Origin of the sequence: Rhodococcus sp. IEGM 1351, from assembly GCF_030056875.1 — a bacterium.
GTDB lineage: Bacteria > Actinomycetota > Actinomycetes > Mycobacteriales > Mycobacteriaceae > Rhodococcus_F > Rhodococcus_F opacus.
Genome location: NZ_JASHKU010000001.1, coordinates 295,646 through 315,645, shown reverse-complemented (window position 1 = coordinate 315,645; position 20,000 = coordinate 295,646). Strand labels below are relative to the sequence as shown.

22 protein-coding genes are annotated in these 20,000 nt (G+C 68.1%); 8 read left to right on the top strand and 14 right to left on the bottom strand.

The annotated features are described in order from the left end of the window. Positions 1-2 precede the first annotated feature (2 nt). The 4 genes from fdxA to QM806_RS01500 form a co-directional block, all read right to left on the bottom strand. The gene (gene fdxA, locus QM806_RS01515; protein ID WP_005263360.1) at positions 3-326 is read right to left on the bottom strand and encodes a ferredoxin; all 324 of its coding nucleotides are present in this window, start codon (positions 324-326) and stop codon (positions 3-5) included. A 108-nt stretch (positions 327-434) separates the two neighbouring features. Next, positions 435-1,202 carry a hypothetical protein gene (locus QM806_RS01510; RefSeq protein ID WP_169695000.1) on the bottom strand — a complete coding sequence of 256 codons (768 nt, stop codon included), beginning with the start codon at positions 1,200-1,202 and terminating at the stop codon, positions 435-437. Continuing rightward, positions 1,199-3,826 (bottom strand): bifunctional FO biosynthesis protein CofGH, encoded by a 2,628-nt coding sequence (locus QM806_RS01505; protein ID WP_283290121.1) that lies wholly within the window; start codon positions 3,824-3,826, stop codon positions 1,199-1,201. The genes QM806_RS01510 and QM806_RS01505 overlap by 4 nt, the downstream gene beginning before the upstream one ends. A gap of 45 nt (positions 3,827-3,871) precedes the next feature. Then, on the bottom strand, positions 3,872-4,057 hold the full coding sequence (locus QM806_RS01500; RefSeq protein ID WP_005566848.1) for an Rv3202a family protein: 186 nt from the start codon (positions 4,055-4,057) through the stop codon (positions 3,872-3,874). Positions 4,058-4,140: 83 nt separating this feature from the next. Here QM806_RS01500 and QM806_RS01495 point away from each other — a divergent pair, with 83 nt between their 5' ends. The 3 genes from QM806_RS01495 to QM806_RS01485 are packed head-to-tail and all read left to right on the top strand — an operon-like array spanning position 4,141 to position 6,877. Further along, positions 4,141-4,641, top strand: coding sequence for a PH domain-containing protein (locus tag QM806_RS01495; protein WP_167120746.1), 501 nt, complete (start codon positions 4,141-4,143; stop codon positions 4,639-4,641). Beyond that, entirely contained in the window at positions 4,638-6,179 is a 1,542-nt protein-coding gene (locus tag QM806_RS01490; protein WP_169693580.1) for a PH domain-containing protein, read from the top strand. The genes QM806_RS01495 and QM806_RS01490 overlap by 4 nt, the downstream gene beginning before the upstream one ends. Beyond that, complete coding sequence (locus tag QM806_RS01485; protein WP_005566843.1) at positions 6,164-6,877, top strand: uracil-DNA glycosylase; 714 nt, start codon at positions 6,164-6,166, stop codon at positions 6,875-6,877. Before QM806_RS01490 ends, QM806_RS01485 begins: the two co-directional genes overlap by 16 nt. A gap of 71 nt (positions 6,878-6,948) precedes the next feature. Here QM806_RS01485 and QM806_RS01480 read toward each other — a convergent pair whose 3' ends face one another. Next, positions 6,949-7,782 carry a uroporphyrinogen-III synthase gene (locus tag QM806_RS01480; protein ID WP_005253643.1) on the bottom strand — a complete coding sequence of 278 codons (834 nt, stop codon included), beginning with the start codon at positions 7,780-7,782 and terminating at the stop codon, positions 6,949-6,951. A gap of 39 nt (positions 7,783-7,821) precedes the next feature. Between QM806_RS01480 and QM806_RS01475 the strand changes: the two genes are divergently transcribed. Further along, positions 7,822-8,199: a VOC family protein gene (locus tag QM806_RS01475; RefSeq protein WP_005253644.1), complete on the top strand. Its 378-nt coding sequence runs from the start codon at positions 7,822-7,824 to the stop codon at positions 8,197-8,199. Here the strand turns inward: QM806_RS01475 and QM806_RS01470 are convergent. The 6 genes from QM806_RS01470 to typA all read right to left on the bottom strand — a co-directional run bounded on the left by QM806_RS01470 (position 8,196) and on the right by typA (position 15,170). Continuing rightward, entirely contained in the window at positions 8,196-9,713 is a 1,518-nt protein-coding gene (locus QM806_RS01470; protein WP_005253645.1) for a catalase, read from the bottom strand. The genes QM806_RS01475 and QM806_RS01470 overlap by 4 nt on opposite strands. 30 nt (positions 9,714-9,743) lie before the next feature. Next, entirely contained in the window at positions 9,744-10,172 is a 429-nt protein-coding gene (locus QM806_RS01465) for a hypothetical protein (RefSeq protein WP_283290117.1), read from the bottom strand. A 14-nt stretch (positions 10,173-10,186) separates the two neighbouring features. Continuing rightward, complete coding sequence (locus tag QM806_RS01460) at positions 10,187-10,345, bottom strand: hypothetical protein (protein WP_005566838.1); 159 nt, start codon at positions 10,343-10,345, stop codon at positions 10,187-10,189. Between the two features lie 99 nt (positions 10,346-10,444). Then, a complete protein-coding gene (mshB, locus tag QM806_RS01455; RefSeq protein WP_005566837.1) occupies positions 10,445-11,323 on the bottom strand; it encodes an N-acetyl-1-D-myo-inositol-2-amino-2-deoxy-alpha-D-glucopyranoside deacetylase in 879 nt (292 codons plus the stop codon). Continuing rightward, a complete protein-coding gene (locus QM806_RS01450; protein ID WP_275948798.1) occupies positions 11,320-13,140 on the bottom strand; it encodes an ABC transporter family substrate-binding protein in 1,821 nt (606 codons plus the stop codon). The genes mshB and QM806_RS01450 overlap by 4 nt, the downstream gene beginning before the upstream one ends. A 122-nt stretch (positions 13,141-13,262) precedes the next feature. After that, a complete protein-coding gene (typA, locus tag QM806_RS01445; protein ID WP_005239154.1) occupies positions 13,263-15,170 on the bottom strand; it encodes a translational GTPase TypA in 1,908 nt (635 codons plus the stop codon). A gap of 334 nt (positions 15,171-15,504) precedes the next feature. On the opposite strand from typA, the gene QM806_RS01440 reads away from it, so the two are divergent. Beyond that, entirely contained in the window at positions 15,505-15,681 is a 177-nt protein-coding gene (locus QM806_RS01440; RefSeq protein WP_005253649.1) for a hypothetical protein, read from the top strand. A 2-nt stretch (positions 15,682-15,683) separates the two neighbouring features. Here QM806_RS01440 and QM806_RS01435 read toward each other — a convergent pair whose 3' ends face one another. Beyond that, on the bottom strand, positions 15,684-16,064 hold the full coding sequence (locus tag QM806_RS01435; RefSeq protein ID WP_005566834.1) for a (deoxy)nucleoside triphosphate pyrophosphohydrolase: 381 nt from the start codon (positions 16,062-16,064) through the stop codon (positions 15,684-15,686). Positions 16,065-16,122: 58 nt separating this feature from the next. On the opposite strand from QM806_RS01435, the gene QM806_RS01430 reads away from it, so the two are divergent. Next, complete coding sequence (locus QM806_RS01430; RefSeq protein WP_005239148.1) at positions 16,123-16,407, top strand: 4a-hydroxytetrahydrobiopterin dehydratase; 285 nt, start codon at positions 16,123-16,125, stop codon at positions 16,405-16,407. Here QM806_RS01430 and QM806_RS01425 read toward each other — a convergent pair. Next, entirely contained in the window at positions 16,355-17,686 is a 1,332-nt protein-coding gene (locus tag QM806_RS01425) for a mannosyltransferase (protein WP_054247377.1), read from the bottom strand. The two genes, QM806_RS01430 and QM806_RS01425, sit on opposite strands and share 53 nt — an antisense overlap. Before the next feature lie 318 nt (positions 17,687-18,004). Between QM806_RS01425 and QM806_RS01420 the strand changes: the two genes are divergently transcribed. Then, on the top strand, positions 18,005-18,787 hold the full coding sequence (locus QM806_RS01420; protein ID WP_182623861.1) for an Rv1157c family protein: 783 nt from the start codon (positions 18,005-18,007) through the stop codon (positions 18,785-18,787). Positions 18,788-18,895: 108 nt separating this feature from the next. Beyond that, entirely contained in the window at positions 18,896-19,246 is a 351-nt protein-coding gene (locus QM806_RS01415; protein ID WP_005566831.1) for a hypothetical protein, read from the top strand. A 10-nt stretch (positions 19,247-19,256) separates the two neighbouring features. Here QM806_RS01415 and QM806_RS01410 read toward each other — a convergent pair whose 3' ends face one another. Then, positions 19,257-19,727 (bottom strand): MarR family winged helix-turn-helix transcriptional regulator, encoded by a 471-nt coding sequence (locus tag QM806_RS01410; RefSeq protein WP_005253654.1) that lies wholly within the window; start codon positions 19,725-19,727, stop codon positions 19,257-19,259. Positions 19,728-20,000 lie beyond the last annotated feature (273 nt).

Sequence of the window (20,000 nt, the reverse complement as noted above, 5' to 3'; positions counted from 1 at the left end):
ATCTAGTCCTCGCCCATGGGGGGCAGAGCCTTGACGAACGGCGGGTCGTAGTCGACCTTGCCCAGCTTCGCCGCGCCACCGGGGGAACCGAGGTCGTCGAAGAAGTCGACGTTCGCGGCGATGTAGCCGTTCCACTGGTCCGGGACGTCGTCTTCGTAGAAGATGGCCTCGACGGGGCAGACGGGTTCACAGGCGCCGCAGTCCACGCATTCGTCCGGATGGATGTAGAGCATCCGTCCGCCCTCGTAGATGCAGTCGACAGGGCATTCCTCGATACACGCCTTGTCCAACACATCCACGCACGGTTCAGCAATCGTGTAGGGCACTGCCGCTCTCCCTGCCTTTCTGACACGAGTAAGCACGAGGTACGGGCCGCTTGTACCCCGCGGAAGAAACTATTATCGCCTGCCCGGCGGGCCTCTCTGCGGTGAGGGTTACCTGACCCGGCGCACCGCCGCGGTCAGCCGCGCCCGGGACGCGATCCACTGCTCGCCCGCTTTCGCAGCTCTCACCAGCGCGCCCCGTTCTCCGAGGTACCCGGCCACCACACCGACCACCGGGATGTTCCCCAGCAACGAGTAGGTCGAGCCCGGCCCAGGACGCTTGTCGAGTTCGTCACTGAGCGCGCGCACGGTGCGGGCGGTGCGCCACAGCGCGCCGATCAGCGCGAACGGGAGCCACACCGACTCGCCGTCCGCGGAATCGGATCGCGCCGTGCCGGCGAGCACCGCCGGCGCATCCGTCTCACGCCGGCAGAGTACGGACGCCAGCAGGTCCACCTGGTCGAACCGGTTCGTCACGCCGTGTTCCCGGGCGACGGCGACGAGAACGACGGCCTGATTCGCGAACCCGAGCACGTCCTGGATCGGGAGCCGATTGAGCAGCACACCGAAGATGCCCGGGAACGCGACCGCGATCGTGTTCAGCGCACCGATCCGCGTCACCCACCACTGGGCCCGCTCGTCGTCGCTCGCCTTCTCCCACGACGCCGTCCCCGGGAACTGGACGGTGTCGAGAACCCAGGCGATGACGTCGAGCAGCGCCTCCGCGGCGCTCCGGTCCTCCGCTGTCGGGGTGAACGTCCGGCTCTTGATGCCGAACGGATCCGTGAGAGCCAGATCGAGCACGGGGTTGATGCCCCGTGCGGCACGATCCAGGATGGTGACGACCTGGTCGTCGCCCAGCCGGTCCGTCTCGCTCATGCGGCCGGTGTCCTTCCCTCGCGTCGGGCGTGTGTCGTGGTGCGTTCGCGGGCCGGGCGGCCGATTCCCTCGGCGATGGCCCGCAGTTCGGCGACGGTCTTCTCGGATCCGTGCTCCGAACCCGCCATCCGGGAGATGGTCTCCTCCATCAGGGTGCCGCCGAGATCGTTGGCGCCGCCCTGCAACATCACCTGGGTACCGGTGACCCCCAGCTTGACCCAGCTGGTCTGGATGTTCGGGATCCGCCCGTGCAGCATGATCCGGGCCAGGGCGTGGACGGCCCGGTTGTCACGGTTGGTCGGGCCCGGACGGGACGCGCCCGCCAGATACAGCGGCGCACTCTGATGCACGAAGGGCAGGGGGACGAACTCGGTGAATCCGCCTGTCCGGTCCTGGATTCCGCGCAGCACCCGCAGATGCCCGACCCAGTGCTTCGGGTTGTCGACGTGGCCGTACATCATCGTCGAACTCGACCGCAGACCCAGCTCGTGTGCGGTGGTCACCACCTCGATCCAGGTGGCGGTGGGCAGCTTGCCCTTGGTGAGCACCCAGCGGACCTCGTCGTCGAGGATTTCCGCGGCCGTGCCGGGAATGGTGTCGAGGCCGGCCTCGCGCAGTTCCGTCAACCAGTCCCGGATGCTCTGCCCGCCGCGGGAGGCGCCGTTGACGATCTCCATCGGGGAGAACGCGTGCACGTGCATCGACGGCACCCGCGCCTTCACCGCACGCACCAGATCGGCGTACCCGGTGACCGGGAGCTCCGGGTCGATGCCACCCTGCATGCAGACCTCGGTCGCGCCCGCGACGTGGGCCTCCCAGGCCCGGTCCGCGACCTCGCCGGTGGACAGCGTGAACGCATCCGCGTCACCCTTGCGCTGCGCGAACGCGCAGAAACGGCACCCGGTGTAGCAGATGTTGGTGAAGTTGATGTTCCGGTTCACCACATAGGTCACCTCGTCGCCGACGGCGTCCTTGCGGAGCGCATCGGCCAGCGCCACCATCGCCTCGAGCCCCGGACCCTCGGCCGTCGCCAACGCCAGGTACTCGTCGTCGGTGCAGCCCGCCGGATCACGTTCGGCGCTGCGCAACGCCGCGAGGACGTCCGTGTCCACCCGCACCGGGCCGCTCAACTCCAGCACCTGCTCGCGGACGGTCTCCCAGTCCCCGAACGCGCTGCCGAGGTCGCTGCGCGTCTCGGTGTTGCGGCCCTCGGTGTCGATCTCGGTGTTCAGATCCACCCGGCCCGCCGACTCCCAGGACTCGTCCGGCTCCTGCCACGGCAACCCGACCGGGATCGTGTCCGGCCGTGCCAGCCCCGTATCGGGGTCGGCGAGGGCCTGCACGTGCCCGATGATCCGCGGATCGATCCACGGCGAACCGGCCAGCACGAACTGCGGCTGCGCCGCCGTGCGCTCGGTGAGCTCGAACCCGGCCTCGGCGGTGATCGCGGCCAGGGTGTCCAGGTTCGGCCACGGCCGCTCCGGGTTCACATGGTCCGGGGTCAGCGGCGACACGCCGCCCCAGTCGTCGACACCCGCACCCAGCAGCGCCAGGCACTCGGTGTTCGACACCAGGTTGGGCGGCGACTGGATGCGCATCCCCGGGCCGAGCAGCAACCGGGACACGGCGATGGTCGCGGCGAACTCCTCGAGGCCCGCGTCCGGGGTGTCGCGCATCGCGGTGTCGGGCTTGGCGAGGAAGTTCTGGACGATCACTTCCTGAACGTGCCCGAACGCCTTGTGCGACTTACGGATCGCCATGATCGATTCCGCCCGTTCCCGGACGGTCTCGCCGATGCCCACCAGAATGCCCGTCGTGAACGGCACACTCAACCTGCCGGCGTCGGTGAGTGTGCGCAACCGCACCGCCGGATCCTTGTCGGGGCTGCCGTAGTGGCACGCGCCCTTGTCGGTGAACAACCGGGTGGACGTCGTCTCGAGCATCATGCCCATCGAGGGAGCCACCGGCTTGAGGCGGGAGATCTCCTCCCAGCTCATCACACCCGGGTTCAGGTGCGGCAGCAGCCCGGTCTCCTCGAGTACCCGGATCGACATCGCACGCAGGTAGTCCAGCGTCGAATCGTAGCCGCGCTCGTCCAGCCACTGCTTGGCCTCCGGCCACCGATCCTCGGGACGGTCACCCAGGGTGAAGAGGGCTTCCTTGCAGCCCAATTCGGCGCCCTGCCGGGCGATCTCCAGCACCTCGTCCGGCTCCAGATACGCGCCGCGCCCCTCGGCCCGCAACTTGCCGGGCACCGTCACGAACGTGCAGTAGTGGCACTTGTCCCGGCACAACCGCGTCAGGGGAATGAACACCTTACGCGAGTACGTGACAGCCTTGGGTCTGCCCGCCGCCAGCAACCCGGCGTCCCGCACCTTCGCCGCCGACGAACACAGGTCGGTCAGGTCGTCGCCGCGGGCCTGCAGCAGGGTCGTCGCCTCGTCCACGTTCAGAGTGGCGCCGTCACGGGCACGTCGCAGCACCCGCCGCATGGCGGAGGCGGTGGGGGCCACTTCCTGCGCGGATGCGCCGGACGGAGCCGGTGCCGGAACACCGGGCATGGGAAGCATCGTGGGCCGGCCGGATTCTTCACCTGAATGGGTCACCCAGCGATCATGCGCCATCGACGACGACCACTGCCACCCAGACTCCCGCGAACGCGCGGATCGCTATTCGCGGGGGTAGTCCTCGTCGACCGGAACCGCCCGGCTCTGCTCGGCCACGTCCGCCTCGTTCACCTCCAGTGACGACACTTCTTCGACTTCGTCGGAACTGTCGTCGTCCACGGCGAGTTCCTGCTCGAGCCGGTCTGCCTCGGGAACCTCCGGAGAATCGGCCGCATCGAATGACGTCATGTCTGCGCTCCTTTCACTTCGGGGGGTTCTCTTACGATAGGTCGGTTCTCGACAGAATGCCGGGGCACGGCCAAAGTAGGGGCATGAGTGTGCCCACCACAGTCACGATGGCGGACCCGCTGTGGCGGCCCAGCCCCAGGGCCAAGCAACTGTGGGCGATCAACGCCGCCCTTCTCTGGCTTCCGCTCTTCGTCGCGCAAGCGGTCGCTCTCGTCTTCCACTGGTGGCCCGTGTGGGTGCACGTCACGGTCCTCGCGATCACCGTCGTGCTCGCGATCCTCCACGTCGCCGTCGTACCGCTCTGGCGGTACCGGGTGCACCGCTGGGAGATCAGCGACACCGCGGTCTACACCCGCAGCGGCTGGTTCACTCAGGAACGACGCATCGCGCCCATCTCCCGCATCCAGACCGTCGACACCGAACGCGGACCCATCGACCGCATGCTGGGGCTGGCGACCGTCACCGTCACGACGGCGTCGTCCGCCGGTGCCGTCAAGATCTCCGCCCTCGATCAGGACACCGCCGATCGCACCGTCGCCCGGCTCACCGGGATCGCGGGCACCAATGTCGGTGACGCCACATGAGTGCGGCACCGGAACCGGGAATCGCTCCCCCCATCGCGCACGGCGAGGCCGCGGCCGCCGCCGAGGAGGAACAGCCCTGGTTGCGCCTGGACCGCCGGATGCTGCTCGTCCACCCGGTCGACGAGATCGTCAAACTTCTGCCCGTGTTGCTGATTTCGCTGGTGATCGGCACCCAGAGCGGCAACCACGTGTGGAGTCTCGTCGCCATCGTCGTGTTCGTGGTGTTCGGCGTCTCGCGCTGGTTCACGACGAGCTACCGCATCGGTCCGGTCCACGTGCAACTGCGGCAGGGCCTGTTCCGCAAACGCCTGCTGTCGGTACCACGCAACCGCATCCGATCCGTCGACGTCGAGGCGGGGGTCCTGCATCGCCTGCTCGGGCTGTCGATCGTGCGCATCGGCACCGGCCAGCAGGTCGGTTCCAAACCCGACGCGGCGAAGTTCGAACTCAACGCCCTCTCCACCGGGCTGGTTCCCGGCCTGAGGGCCGCACTGCTCGCCCGGCAGCCCTCGCCCGACGTCGAACAGACCGCGGTCACACAGGAGCCCGCAGTGACCGAGATCGGCCACTGGACACCGGTCTGGGTCCGCTACGCCCCGTTCTCGGTGACCGGCGTGGTGACCATCGCGGCGATCGTCGGTCTCGCGTTCCAGTACGGAATCGGCGCGAAGATCGCCCGCTCGTCGACGGTGGCCGAGGGCATCGAATCCGCCGAGCGCGTCGGGATCGCCATCGCCGTCGTCGTCGGGATCGTCGTCCTCCTGATCGCCGCCAGCGCCCTGGCCTGCATCCGGTACCTCCTCACGTACGGCAACATGACGCTGACGGACAACGGCCGCACCCTGCACGTCAGCCACGGGCTGCTGAAGACCCGCCAGACCACCCTGGATCGCGCCCGCCTCCGCGGGACGACCCTCAAGGAACCGCTCCTCCTCCGTCTCGCCGGCGGTGCCCGACTGGATGCCGTCATGACCGGCGTCAGCGCCGAGAGGCGGGAGTCCTCGCTCCTGCTCCCCCAGGCGCCGCGTGCGGAAGCGGAGCGGGTGATGGCCACCGTCATCAGCGACCACCGTCAGGCCGCGGTCCCGCTCACCCCGCACGGCCCGGTCGCCCAGCGGCGGCGCTACACGCGGGCCCTGATCCCCGCCGAGATCGCGCTCGCCGTCGCCCTGGTCTTCGTGATCCTCGACCGGCCGGTGTTCTGGGCAGCGGGGGCCGCGATCGTCGCGCTCGCCGTCGGCGGCGTGGTCCTGGCGTGGGATCGGTACCGCGGCCTCGGCCATGCGGTGCTGCCCGGGTGGCTGATCACCCGCAGCGGCTCCCTCGACCGCGCCCGGGACAGCCTCGAGGCCGACGGGATCATCGGGTGGACCGTCCGTCAAACGTTCTTCCAACGGCGGGCGGGTGTGGCGACCGTCATCGCCGCCACACCCGCAGGCACCGGGAAGTACCTGGTGATCGATCTGCCTGCCGATCAGGCGTGGTCGCTCGTCGAGTCGGTGACACCCGGCGGAGGTGACGTGTGGGCGCGGCGCTGACCGACATCGCCGGTCTCGACGCCCAGCTGATCGAATGCCGAGCCTGCCCCCGCCTCGTCGAGTGGCGGGAGAAGGTCGCACGCGAGAAGCGCGCGTCGTTCCGTGACGAAACCTATTGGGGTCGCCCGGTCCCCGGATTCGGTCCACCCGATGCGTCCCTGCTGATCGTCGGTCTCGCCCCCGCCGCCCACGGCGCGAACCGGACCGGGCGCATGTTCACCGGCGACCGCAGCGGCGACTTCCTCTACGCCGCACTCCACGCTGTGGGACTCGCGAGCCAGCCCACCGCCACCCACATCGGCGACGGCCTCGAACTGTTCGGCGTCCGCATCACGTCCCCGGTGCACTGCGCGCCGCCCGCGAACAAGCCCACCCCGGACGAACGCGACAACTGCCGCCACTGGCTCGACGCCGAACTGCGCATCCTGCAACCCCACCTGCGGTCGGTGATCGTCCTCGGCGGATTCGGCTGGCAGTCGCTGCTCCCCGTCCTCGACGACGCCGGGTGGGCCGTCCCCCGGCCGCGACCCAAATTCGGGCACGGCGCGCACGTCGAACTCCCCGGCGCCGAACGTCCCCTGCACCTGTTCGGCTGCTACCACGTCAGCCAGCAGAACACCTTCACCGGCCGGCTCACCCCCGCCATGCTCGAGTCGGTGCTGTCCGACGCCGCCCGCGCGGCCGGGCTGATCGGGTGATTCCGGGCCACCCTCCCCGAACGAACTGGACGCCCGTTCGATCTGACGCAACGATCGTCCCGTTCGTCCGGCTACCGCCGGTTCGGGAGTTCCTCGATGATGTATTTGGCCATGCTGCCGAGCCGGGGACGGGCCGGTTGCATGGTGTCGACGCCGAGGGCGGTGAGGGGTGAGGCCGTCACCGAGCCCACGCAGACGGGTGCGACCGGACCGTGGAACGCGTGCAGGAGGGCCTCGACGCGGTCGGTGTCCTTCGCGGTGCTGAGGAGGGACGAGACGGCGGGTGCGCTGGTGAAGGTGACGGCGTCGACCTCGGCTCGGATGATCTGGTCGAGCAGCGTCAGCAGCGGCTTCTGGTTCTCGGGTCTGATCCACCGGTACACCGACACGGCCGTCGTCTCGGCCCCGGCGCCGGCGAGGGAGACGCTCAGGTCGGTCATCGGCTCCCATTCGGTGATGGTGCCGTGCAACTGGACCGCGACGCGCAGACCGCGCACACCCTCGGCGACGAGGTGTTCGTGCACCTCTTCGGACGATTCCGTCTCCGGCGACCACTCCTCGCGCAGGCCGGCGCCGCGGACGGCGCCCTTCGCCTTGGGACCGCGGGTGATGATCCGCGCCGATTGCAGGGCGGCGAGCAGTGCGTCTTCCTCGTCCCAGGCCCGGGCCGCATCCAGCCATCCCCGGAAGCCGACGGCGGTGCTGACGACGAGGAGGTCCGGCGGCGACGCGATGATGTCGGCCGTGCGAGACCGCAGATCGGAGTCGTCGACGAGCGGCAGCACGTGAATGGCCGGCGTGTGCACGATGGCAGCCCCGTGCCGTTCGAGGAGCGTGATGAACTCGGCGGCCCGGCGTTCGGCGGTGACGGCGATGGTCAGTCCGGAAAGTTCGTCGTTCGACATTCTCCCAGTGTGACGGACGAATCGCACTAAGCTGCCCACATGATCACTGCCGTGCACACACTGGTCTACGCCGACGACGCCGAGGCGGCCCGCGACTTCTTCCGGGACGTGCTCGGCTGGTCACACGTCGACGCCGGCGGCGGGTGGCTGATTTTCCGCACCGGACCGTCCGAGATGGGTGTGCACCCCACCTCGGACGATCGGGGCGGTGAGCCGTGGTCGACTCGGCCGCACCACGAGATCTCCCTGATGTGCGACGACATCGAGTCGACCGTCGCGGAACTCGAGGCCAAGGGCGCCGAGTTCACCCGCGGAATCCGCGACGACGGGTACGGCCTCACCACGTCCCTGAAGATTCCCGGTGCGGGCGAGATGATGCTGTACCAGCCTCGGCACCCGGTGGCGTTCGAGCGTTAGGCCTTCGCCTGCGCGCTGCTCCGCGCCGCATTGGCCTGTTCGCCCGCCTTCGGGTCGGTCTCCGACTGTTTCTTCCCGACACCGTCGGCGATCCGATCGCCGAGGGTCTTGTCGACGTTGCGCCAGTACTCGAACGCCTTCGCCAGAACCGGTTCGCTGACACCGTTCAGCAGATGGCCGACGATGTTGTCCACCAGGCGGTCCCGGGCGGCGTCGTCGAGCACTTCACGGACCATCGTCCCGGCCTGACCCCAGTCGTCGTCGTCCCTGTGCAGCGCGTACGGCGAGCGGACCATGTCGCCGGCGCTGTACCAGGTGGCGGTCGCCCCCACCTGCGACGGGTCGGCGTGCGGGCCGCCCTTGGAATTCGGCACGTAGACCGGATCCCCGGGGTTGTGGTGGCGCATGTTGCCGTCCTTCGAGTACGAGCGGACGGGCACGTGCGGCCTGTTGACGGGCAGCTCCTTGTAGTTGGCGCCGATCCGGTAGCGGTGGGCGTCCGGGTAGGAGAAGAGCCGGCCGATCAGCATCTTGTCCGGGCTCGGGCCGATGCCGGGGACCAGGTTGCTGGGCTCGAACGCGGCCTGTTCGATCTCGCAGTGGTAGTCCGTGGGGTTGCGGTCGAGCGTCATCCTGCCGACGGGGATCAGCGGGTAGTCGCTGTGCGGCCACACCTTGGTGAGGTCGAACGGGTTGAACCGGTAGTCGTCGGCATCCTCGAACGGCATGATCTGCATGTTCAAGGTCCAGCTCGGGTACTCGCCGCCTTCGATGTGCTCCCACAGGTCTCGCGTGTGGTAATCGGTGTCCATGGACGCCATCTGGTCGCCCTCGTGCTGTGTGAAGAACTCGATGCCCTGGTCGGTCTTGAAGTGGTACTTCACCCAGAACTTGTCGCCGGCGGCGTTCACCCACATGTACGTGTGGCTGGAGTACCCGTTCATGTGCCGCCAGGTGCGCGGGATGCCGCGGTCGCCCATGAGCCACGTGACCTGGTGCGCCGACTCCGGGGACAACGTCCAGAAGTCCCACTGCATGTCGTGGTCGCGGAGGTTGTTGTCGGCACGTCGTTTCTGCGAGCGGATGAAGTCCTGGAACTTCATCGGGTCGCGCATGAAGAAGACGGGTGTGTTGTTCCCGACCATGTCGTAGTTGCCCTGGTCGGTGTAGAACTTGACGGCGAATCCGCGTGGGTCGCGCCACGTGTCCGGGCTGCCGCGCTCGCCGGCCACGGACGAGAACCTGATCAGCAGGTCCGTCTTCTTGCCGGGTTGGAATAGATCGGCTTTCGTGTAGGCGGAGACATCTTCGGTAACTTCGAACCGTCCGAACGCCCCGCCCCCCTTGGCGTGCGGTTGGCGCTCCGCAACGCGTTCGCGGTTGAACTGGGCCATCTTCTCGATCAGATAGTGATCCTGGAGCAGGATCGGCCCGTCCGTCCCGATCGTGAGCGAGTGCTCGTCGCTCGACACCGGGATGCCGGCGTCGTCGGTCGTGAAGTTCTGATCTGTCATTGCGGTGCTCCTTCAGCAGACTGCTGGTCGCTACCGCGTACCCTCGCCCACCGTCGATGAAACAGATCCGAACGCCGCCTTCGCGCTGACTTTCCACAGGTAGACCGCCGCGGGAACCAGTGAACCGATCAGGAGCAGGAGCGTCCAGACGGAGGCGAGCATGAGCACGTCGCCGCCCGGACCGCCGAACATGCAGAGCAGGAATCCGAATCCCCATCCCGCGAGCGGCAGAATTCCCGTCCCCACCCGGCCGGTCGTGGACCGCGCTGCGATCACCAGCGCCAGGTTGGCGACCGCGGCGGCGAGGATGCTGATCGGGAACGGGGTGGCCCCGAGGTAGGTGGGCAGGAAGAGCACCGAGAGGACGGCGCACAGAAAACCGTCGAACACCAGCAGCGCGAGGGTGACCCTCCCCAGAACATCGAGGTGTCCGGGTTTCGCTGCGGTGCCGACGGTCATGTGTCAATAGTGGATCAGGCGACGGGCGGGTAGCCCAGCAGGGTCAGCAAATGACTCTGCATGTCGGCGAATCCGTACAGCACGCTGTAGTACAGGTCGTGCTGGGCCGGCCACGAAGGCCGAAGTGTCTCGACGAACGCGACGATGGCGTTCTGAACATCCCAGTTGTACATCTATCGCCTCTCCTGACGGGGGTCACGCGGACTCGACCTAGGCCGCTGCGTGACCTGGGCCACAGTTTAATACGTAACCCTCGTCACAGATACCGACGGTCAGTGACCGACGCCACCGAAGAGGTCCCGTTCCCTGCCGTCGGCGTCCCGATCCCCGACGGCGCCGCGGACCAGCACGAAATGTTCCTCCGCCAGAATCGGCTGCGCGATGTCGTTGGAGAGCGCGTACTCGGTTCCGCTCGGCGCAACCGTCACCTGGGTGGCGTGCGCCGACAACGCTTCCCTCTTCGCGGCGAGCACGCTCCGCACGTCGATCACCGTCGTCACGTCGGCGTCCGGGACACTCGGCAATTCGCCGGGCTCCGGCAGTCGCCAGCCGTCGGGGATGTCGCCGATGCGGCAGATTCCCGACTCGAGCGCACTCGCCTCGGTCACCGTCCAGTACAGCTTCGCGACCTCCCACGGTTCGCCGCAGTCCGGGTACTTCGCCGAACCCGCCGCCTCGACGGCCGCGGTGGTGATCGTGTGCACCTGGATGTGGTCGGGGTGCCCGTACCCGCCGTCCGGGTCGTAGGTGACCACGACGTGCGGCCGCAGCTCCCGGATGACCGCCACCATCGCGGCGGTCACGGAGTCGCGGTCGGCGTTGACGAAGGCGCGCGGATCGGCCGCCGACGCCGTGCCCGCCATGCCGGAATCACGGAAATGCCCCGCCCCCAGGAGGAACCGCGGCCTCCCCGCACCGAGACACGACAGCGCGGACGTCAGTTCGCCGATCCGGAACCCACCGAGCTGATCGGCGGCGTCGGCGATCAGCTGCGCCCACTCCTCGCCGATGACCTCGCCTTCCTCGCCGAGCGTGCACGTCAGGACGTGAACGTCGGCACCCTCGGCGGCGTAGCGCGCGATGGTGCCGCCGGTGGTGAGGGTCTCGTCGTCGGGATGGGCATGGACCAGTAGAAGCCGCCGCTCACTCATTCCTTGATCCTGCTCCAGTCCGCTGCGTCACTGAATATTCCGACCGGCACGGCGCCCGACAGCGACACCCCGTCGACGCCGGGGCCCGCCGCGACCAGTGTGCGGTCCTGCATGATCGGCAGCACCGCAGCCAGATCCCAGAGTGCGCGGTCGGCGTCGGCGAGAGCCTGCGGCACATCACCGACCCCCCGCAGCGCGGCGTCGATGGACGGCTGCAGGGTGGGGTCGCAGACTCCCGACAGGTTCGACGGGGCCTCGGCCTCCGCGACCGAATCACGTTCGGGGCCGGTGGTTTCGGTGTTCGGTTGGGTTGCCGCGACCACCGCGGGCGGGCAGCTGTGACGGGAGGCCAGTGCCGTCGCCGGGTCGGACCCGGCGCGCGACCATCCGACGACCGCTCCGATGTCGCCCTTGCCGAGCGACTCCCCATACAACTCCTCGGCGGGCAGGGACGTCACGGTGGCGTCGACGCCGGCGCCGCGCAACTGGTCGGCGGCCGTGTTAGCGACCGCGCTCGCGGTGTCGTCACCCTCGGGTGTCCCGATGACGAGCGTCAGCGGGACGCCGTCGCGGACGAGCTGGGTCGACGGCGCCGCCCCTGCGGGAACGACGGTGTCCGTCGGTGTTTCGGCGACATACCCGTACTCCGCCAGCTTCGCCAGCACCTGTTCGCGGCTCGGCCGCGCGGGTGCGGTCGCGGTGTAACCGGGATCGGAGGGGGCGTAGACCTGCGAGCGTGCCGGGACCGCCGACGCCTCGCTGCCGGCGCCGACGACGGCGAGCAGTTCGGTGTCCAGCAACTCCAGAAGGCTCTTCCGCACCCGGACGTCCGCGAGTTCGGGAACCCGGCCGTTCAGCGTGAGGTCGAGTCCGCGCGGCTGGAACGACGAACCCGTCCGCACCGTGGGGATCGCCGCGAGCTGGGCGGAAGTGGCTGTGCCCCCGTGAATCTGGACGACCTGCGTGTCGTTGTTGCGCATCGAGTCGGCGAGCTGCGACGGGGTGCCGTCGCGGCGCATCAGGATCTGGTCGGGCGTCGCCGGCTTGTCCCAGAACCGGTCGTTGCGTTCGAGCAGGATCTCGTCACGTCCGCGGTCGATCGACTTGATGTGGAAGTGCCCGCCCGACACCGGGATGTTCTCGGACAGTCCGGTCGCGAAGCCACCGGGGGAATCCTTGATGAGATGCGACGGCAGCAGGTCGGTGAAGAGTTCACGCCACGCCGGGTAGGCGGCCTTCATGACGACGCTGACCGTCTTGCCGCCACCGGACGACCTGACGTCCTCGATCAACTCGTAGCCGGCGGGGTCGACCACGCCGGGGGCACTGATCATCTGCTGCCACAGGTAGCGGAAGTCCTCGGCGGCGATGGGCGCGCCGTCGGACCACTGCGCCTCGTTCCGCAGCTGGTAGGTGACGGTGAACGGTTCCTGCGACGTGACGTCCGCGGAGATCACGAGCGAGGAGTCGGGAATCCAGTTGCTGCCGCCCGGGTGGGCGGGATCGGGCACCGGCCGGAACGGGCTCGGCAGCACGAGGGCGCTGACCGCGGAATTCGCCGGCGACTGGTCCGACAGGAGGTGCGGGTTGAACCCGCTGCCCACGTCGTCGATGGCCACGACGACGGGCTGCTTCTCGGTCGGCGACGCCGTCGGCTTGGGGCTGTCGGTGCTCTCGACCGGCGGGGGCGGATCGGCGGTGCACGACGTGAGTATCGCCGTCGACACTGCCAGCAGGAGCGCGGTCACTGCCACACCGTTCCCACGCCTTCGGCCCCGCACTCCTCGAACTCTTTCGAGTCGACCCCCAGCAACCACCGCGCCGCCTTTCCTCAGAGATACCGGAAGGCTCCGGAAACCCTCGAGCGAATGTACCTTCGGTCGCCGATCGACCGAAGGTACATCCGCCCGGTTGTGTCTGATGTGGTCGGACGTGCCGACTACAGGGCCGCCTTGTCGCGGGCCTTGGAACGCGAACGCTCACGGGCACGGTCGGTGGCCGACAGGTGCACCTTGCGCACGCGCACGACCTCCGGGGTGACCTCGACGCACTCGTCGCCGGCGCAGAACTCCATCGCGCCTTCGAGCTCGAGCTTGATGGGCTTGGCGAGGGTCTCCATCACGTCGGCGGAGGACTGACGCATGTTGGTCAGCTTCTTCTCGCGGGTGACGTTGATGTCGAGGTCCTCCTGGCGCGGGTTGATGCCCACGACCATGCCCTCGTAGGTGTCGGCGCCGGGCTCGACGAAGAACGTTCCGCGATCGGCGAGCTGGATCATCGCGAACGGGGTGACCGAACCGGTGCGGTCCGAGACGAGCGAGCCGGTGTGGCGGGCGCGGATCTCGCCGGCCCACGGCGCGTAGCCGTGGAACACGGCGTTCGCGATGCCGGTGCCGCGGGTCTCGGTGAGGAAGTCGGTGCGGAAGCCGATCAGGCCGCGCGAGGGAACGATGAACTCCATCCGGACCCAGCCCGCGCCGTGGTTGGCCATCTGCACCATCTTGCCCTTGCGGTTGGCGAGGAGCTGGGTGATGGCGCCGAGGTACTCCTCGGGGCTGTCGATGGTGAGCTCCTCGAACGGCTCGTGCACCTTGCCGTCGACCTGACGGGTGACCACCTGCGGCTTGCCGACGGTCAGCTCGAAGCCCTCGCGGCGCATCTGCTCGACCAGGATGGCGAGCGCGAGCTCACCACGGCCCTGGACCTCCCAGGCGTCGGGGCGACCGATGTCGAGGACCTTGAGCGAGACGTTGCCGACGAGTTCCTGGTCGAGGCGCGACTTCACCATGCGGGCGGTCAGCTTGTGTCCGCTGACCCGGCCGACGAGCGGCGAGGTGTTGGTGCCGATGGTCACCGAGATGGCGGGCTGGTCGACGGTGATCCGCGGCAGCGGGACCGGGTTCTCCAGGTCGGCGAGGGTGTCGCCGATCATGATGTCGGGGAAACCGGCGACGGCGACGATGTCACCGGCGACGGCCTTCTCGGCGGGCTGACGCTCGACACCCTTGGTGGCGAGCAGTTCGGTGATCTTGGCCTTGGTGACGACGGGCTCGCCGTCCACCTCGCGGCACCAGGAGACGGTCTGCCCCTTGGTCAGCTCGCCGTTGTGGATACGGACCAGCGCGAGGCGGCCGAGGAACGCGGACGCGTCGAGGTTGGTGACGTGAGCCTGCAGCGGTGCGTCGACGTTGCCCTTGGGCGCGGGCACGTAGTTGAGGAGCACCTCGAACAGGGCGTCGAGGTTCTCGGCGTCCGGTGCGTGACCGTTCTCGGGCTGAACCTTGGACGCCTTGCCCTCGCGGCCGGAGGCGTACAGAACGGGGAGGTCGAGGGCGAGCTCGGCGGCTTCGGCGGCCTCGTCGTCGAGGTCGGAGGCCAGGTCGAGCAGCAGGTCGTGGCTCTCGGAGACGACCTCTTCGATGCGGGCGTCGGGACGGTCGGTCTTGTTGACCACGAGGATGACGGGCAGCGATGCGGCGAGCGCCTTGCGCAGCACGAAGCGGGTCTGCGGCAGCGGGCCCTCGGACGCGTCGACGAGCAGGACGACACCGTCGACCATGGACAGGCCGCGCTCGACCTCGCCACCGAAGTCGGCGTGACCGGGGGTGTCGATGACGTTGATGACCGTGACACTGCCGTCGCCGTGATGCTTGTGGACGGCGGTGTTCTTCGCGAGGATGGTGATGCCCTTCTCGCGTTCGAGGTCGCCGGAGTCCATGACGCGATCGACCAGTTCGGCGCGCTCCTCGAATGCCCCCGACTGGCGCAACATGGCGTCGACGAGAGTGGTCTTGCCGTGGTCGACGTGTGCGACGATGGCAACGTTACGGAAGCTGGTGATGGTCACGCGGTGGCTCTCCTGGCTGAGTTGATTCGGCCACGCGAAAGTTCCCTCGCACGGCTTTCTGGCGGCCGCCTTGTCATCTCGATTCAGAATCCTCGTCGAGGCGATGGTAAATCGCCCAGTGCAGGCATCGCGGCCACGTGAATACTACCCGCCCGAGCGGCTACTTCGCGCATCGCCGACTGCCCGGGGCCTGCCCGACCAGCGTAAAGTGATCTGCGCCACGTCGAATTCGGCCTGTCTCGGGTGTGGATCGGGGCCGAAAGCTGAGGGGACGCTAACCTGGGTGTAGCCGGCGGATGCCGGTGTTCACCGAAGTAGGAAGGCCGAGCCGAGTATGGGCAAGGTGAAGGCCAGCAAGGTCTCGGGTCTCAAACCGAAGAAGAAGTGCTGCCGCAGCAAGACGCGCTGCATCAAGTGCCCGGTGGTCATCATGCGCATGAAGAAGCTCGAGAACGAGGGCGCTTCCAAGAAGGAACTGAAGAAGGGGCTCAAGAAGGCCCGCGCGGCCTGAGGTCAGCCCCACCCGTTCAGATGCACTCGCAGGTCCGGCACCCACCCGCGGTCGTTGCCGACGAGGTCGATGTCCCCCAGTTCCCGTCCGTCCACCCACCTCAGTTCCGCGTGGTCGAGCGCGACGGGTGTTCCCGACACCAGTTCGACCCGGTACGCGCGGAGCACCCGGCCGTCGGGCAGCGGCACGTCGTCACCGATCCGGTCGCCGCCCGACACCTCGACCCCGAGTTCTTCCCGCAGTTCGCGGCGCAGCGCGTCCTCGGCGGTCTCCCCGGCCTCCGCCTTGCCGCCGGGCAGCTCCCACAGTCCCGCGAGTTCCGGAGGCCGGGTCCGCTGGGCGAGCAACAGCCGGCCGTCGACGATGATCGCGGCCGCCACCACCTCTCCGGCGTGGTCGACAGGCCTTGCACGTTCCACTGGCACCGCACCATCATGGGGTATGGCCGAGTTGCTGTCAGACGGAGAGATCGACACCGCGCTCGCAGAACTGCCCGGGTGGCGGCGGGCCGGTGATTCCCTCGTCCGCACCGTCGAGTCGCCGAGTTTCCCCGAAGCCGTGGAGCTGGTCCGGAAGGTCGCGGAGGCGGCGGAGGCGGCGAACCACCATCCGGACATCGACATCAGGTGGCGCAAGGTCACCTACACACTGTCGACGCATTCCGCCGGCGGGCTCACGCAGCTGGATCTGGATCTTGCTGCGCAGATCGACTCACTGGCGGGCTGACCGTGGCGGCGTCCGCAGCACGCTTCGTGCGGCGCCCGGCGTAGGCGACCCAGGCGTAGACACCGAATGCGCCGACGACGTCGACCGTGCCCAGCCACGCGAGCACCGCGGGCCGGGAGATCAGCCAGATCGAGTCCTGGAAGAAGCTGAGCACCCACGGCACGCCGATGAGGGTGGTGACGAGCCAATATCCGGCGAGGATCCGGGTGCCCAGCATCGATCCGTAGGGGCCGTGCAGCAGCCAGATCAGCATCGGGATGACCCACACCCAGTGGTGTGACCACGAGATCGGTGAGACGAGCAGCCCCAGCAACTCGACGATGACGAGGGTTCCGAGCCGATCGTCCCGGGCGATCGCCCGCCAGGCCAGGACGGCGAGGACCGCCGTGACCGCCACGGCCAGCAACCAGAGGGCGCCCGTCTCGACGTCGTACCCGAGCAGCCGCGACAACGCGCCGCGCAGGGACTGATTCCACACCGAGCCGACCGGGCCGATGCGATCGGCGTCACCGAGCAGGTGGGTGAAGTACTCCCGAGCCTCCGAGCCGATCAGGAGATAGCTGACTCCGACGGTCGCGGCGAACGCGACGCCCGAGAAGACCGCGGCCTTCCACCGGCGCTGCATCAGGAAGTAGAGGCCGGTGATCGCCGGGGTCAGTTTGATTCCGGCGGCGAAACCGACGAGCGCGCCGGACAGCCACCACCGGGAGCTGCGGACCGCGGTCATCACGAGCAGCGCGAGGAAGACGTTGATCTGGCCGTAGTCCAGTGTGGTGCGCACCGGTTCCACCCACACCCCCACGGTGGTCCAGAGCACCGCGACCGCCCGCCAGTGCGGGCTGCGCGCGGCGTCACCGAGCACGAGCCCGAGGCTCATTCGCGCCAGCGCGTACAGGGCGAGGATGGTGAGCAGTTGCCAGCCGACCCCGACCAGGGGGAACGGCAGGAAATGCAGGGGAAAGAAGACCAGCGCGGCGAACGGCGGGTAGGTGAACGGCAGCGGAAAGTCCGGCGTCACTTCCGAGTAGGTGAAGTCGTAGAGACTGCCACCGCGGAGGGCCTCGGAACCGTCGACGTAAACGTGCAGGTCGACGAGGTTCATCCCGTTGGGACTCAACAGCGTCCACGCCAGGCGCCCGAGCACCGACAGCACGAGAAGCACGGGCGCGCACCGCAACAGGCCGTGCAGGGCGGACGCTCCCGGGGACGACGTGGGAGAACGCTCGGATGTCGGGTCGTCGGAGGCTGCTCCGTCGTCGGACGCTGCATGGTCGGACACAGTGTGGTGCTCTCCCCGTGAGGTGTGTAGATGTCTCAGCCGATCCCGAAACGGTCCCGCACAGCGTAGACGGCGGCCTCCGCGGGCCCCGAGCTGTCCGTAGCCGCGCGTAACAGTTGCATCACCAATCACACGAACCACACGTGCCACAAGCTATGGTCACCGGAAGATCACCGTCGGGGTCTGTATGCCATACACTCCCACCGGGATGCCACAGCTATCGGTGAACGAACTCGTGAGCTGTACAACCCGGGGGCGCTGTACATAGAGTGACCCCCCGAGCCGTCAGACGTGGATTGAGTTGTCGTCCACGCTGTTATGACTAAGGATGGGGAGACTGTGCTTCGAACCCGAGGTATGCGCAGAGCAGTGACTGCTCTCGCTGTTGCCGCAGCAGCCGCTATGGCAGTGCCGGCCCAGGCGAATGCGCAGCCGACGCCGCCGCCCGTGCCCGAAGGCATCCCCGTGGAGATGCTCGCCTCTTTCGCACCCGCGATCATCGGCGCAGCAGCTGGTACCGAAGACGTCGCCGCAGGACCTCAGGACGCGATCCTGGACCAGGCCCGCATCCTTCTCGAGTCCCCCGGCATCCCGCCGGAACTCAAGTCCACCCTCGAGCGCGTCATCACGTTCCTCGACGGCAGCGGCGGTGGCGGTCCCGAGATCCCGCAGGAGAACGCACCGGTCATCGCGCAGTTCCTCTACCCGACCATCGGCAAGGGCTGCATCGGAGAGGGCGCCGACTCGGTGGGCACCGCACTCGCGGTTCCCGGTCCGGCCCAGCTGCCCCCGCCCGGACCCAAGGCAGGTCAGGCCGGTTTCGTGTTCACCGCCCTCGGAACCAGTTCCGTTGCCGCCGAACAGCCCAATCCGCTGACCGTGACGTGGATCAACCTGGACAACCAGCGGCGTGCCACCCAGAACCTCACCGACGAGGCCAGGATCAACCCCGATGGACCGGCAACCCTGTCGGCGATCGCGGACACCGGCCCGGGCCGCGTCCTCGCGGTCGTGTCGGGCGGACTGACCACGCAGAAAGAGGGCGCCGCGCCGATCACGTGCAGCTTCCTCCCGACTGTCGGCATGTTCCAGGTCGCGTAACTCTTCACAGCTGACGAGCGAAGGGCCCTCCGGATCTTCCGGAGGGCCCTTCGCTCATGTCTGCACCGCTTCACTGTTGCCGACGTCACCACCGTGGTAGACCGAGGAATGCCCTCGACGCATCACACCCCACACCACTCACTGCGATCGCGACACGCCCGGCGGTCCATACTGTCGATCCGTTCGGAGGGGTCGATCCTCTCGATCGGTTCCGCCTACTCCATCCTGTCCATCGGGAGTGTCGGCTCGGTGCTCTCCATCGGGTCGGTCGGGTCGGCCGGCTCGGCACTGAGCACCGCCTCGTTCGCCAGCCTCGGGTCTGCGCTGTCGGGGCTCTCGCGGTGGTCTCTGATGTCATGGAAGGGGTGGCACGCCTCCCCGCCGGAACACCCCCACCTCACGGTCATCGCGGAGGAACCGGACCTCGCCCGGGACGCGACCGCGCACGTCCAGTCCTGACGCGGTCCGGTCAGGGCGTCCGTCCGGCGCGCGGCCAGGAGTTGCCGTCGTACTTCTCGATCTCGCCGTTGAACTTCGTCAGCAGCCGGCGCAGCTCGCCCCGGTCGTGGTCGCTCCACTCGGCGATGATGCGCTCGACACCATTTCGGCCCAGCGCGCGGTCGGCGTGAAGTTGTTCGAGCCCCAGCGCGGTGGCCTCGACCTTGCGGGCCATTCCGCCGTCCGGGTCGGGAACGCGTTCGACGAGGCCGCGCCTCAGCAACGCGCCGATCTGCCGGTTGATCGTCGAGATATCGAGCCGGAATGCCTCGGCGAGCTGTTTCAGGCTGAGCGGATGTTCCAGTTCCAGGCGTCCGAGGAGGAGGTAGGCGGAGCGGTCGAGTTGGAATCCCGCCCGTTGTGCATGCGCGTGATAGCGCGACAGCAATGTCAATTCGTTCTCGACATCTGCCGCCACCTCGTCACGATCGGACACCGACACCTCCAGTAGTTACCGTCATTCTGCCCGAGGCATTACTGTGCACCCTACACACTGTGTGTAGTGTGCACATCTTCATCAGGATCCGTTGACGAACAGCGCGGTATAGAGGACCGAGGCGACGGTGTACACGAAATTGAGAAGCAGTTCCATGGAGAACCTCCGGGTTCCAGAGTGAAAAGAGTGACACCAGGTAATCGGAGTTCCCCCGAGGAGCGTTTCACGCCGTCCCATCCACCGGAAAACACCCCGCACGAGAACTGAAACGTGTTCTCA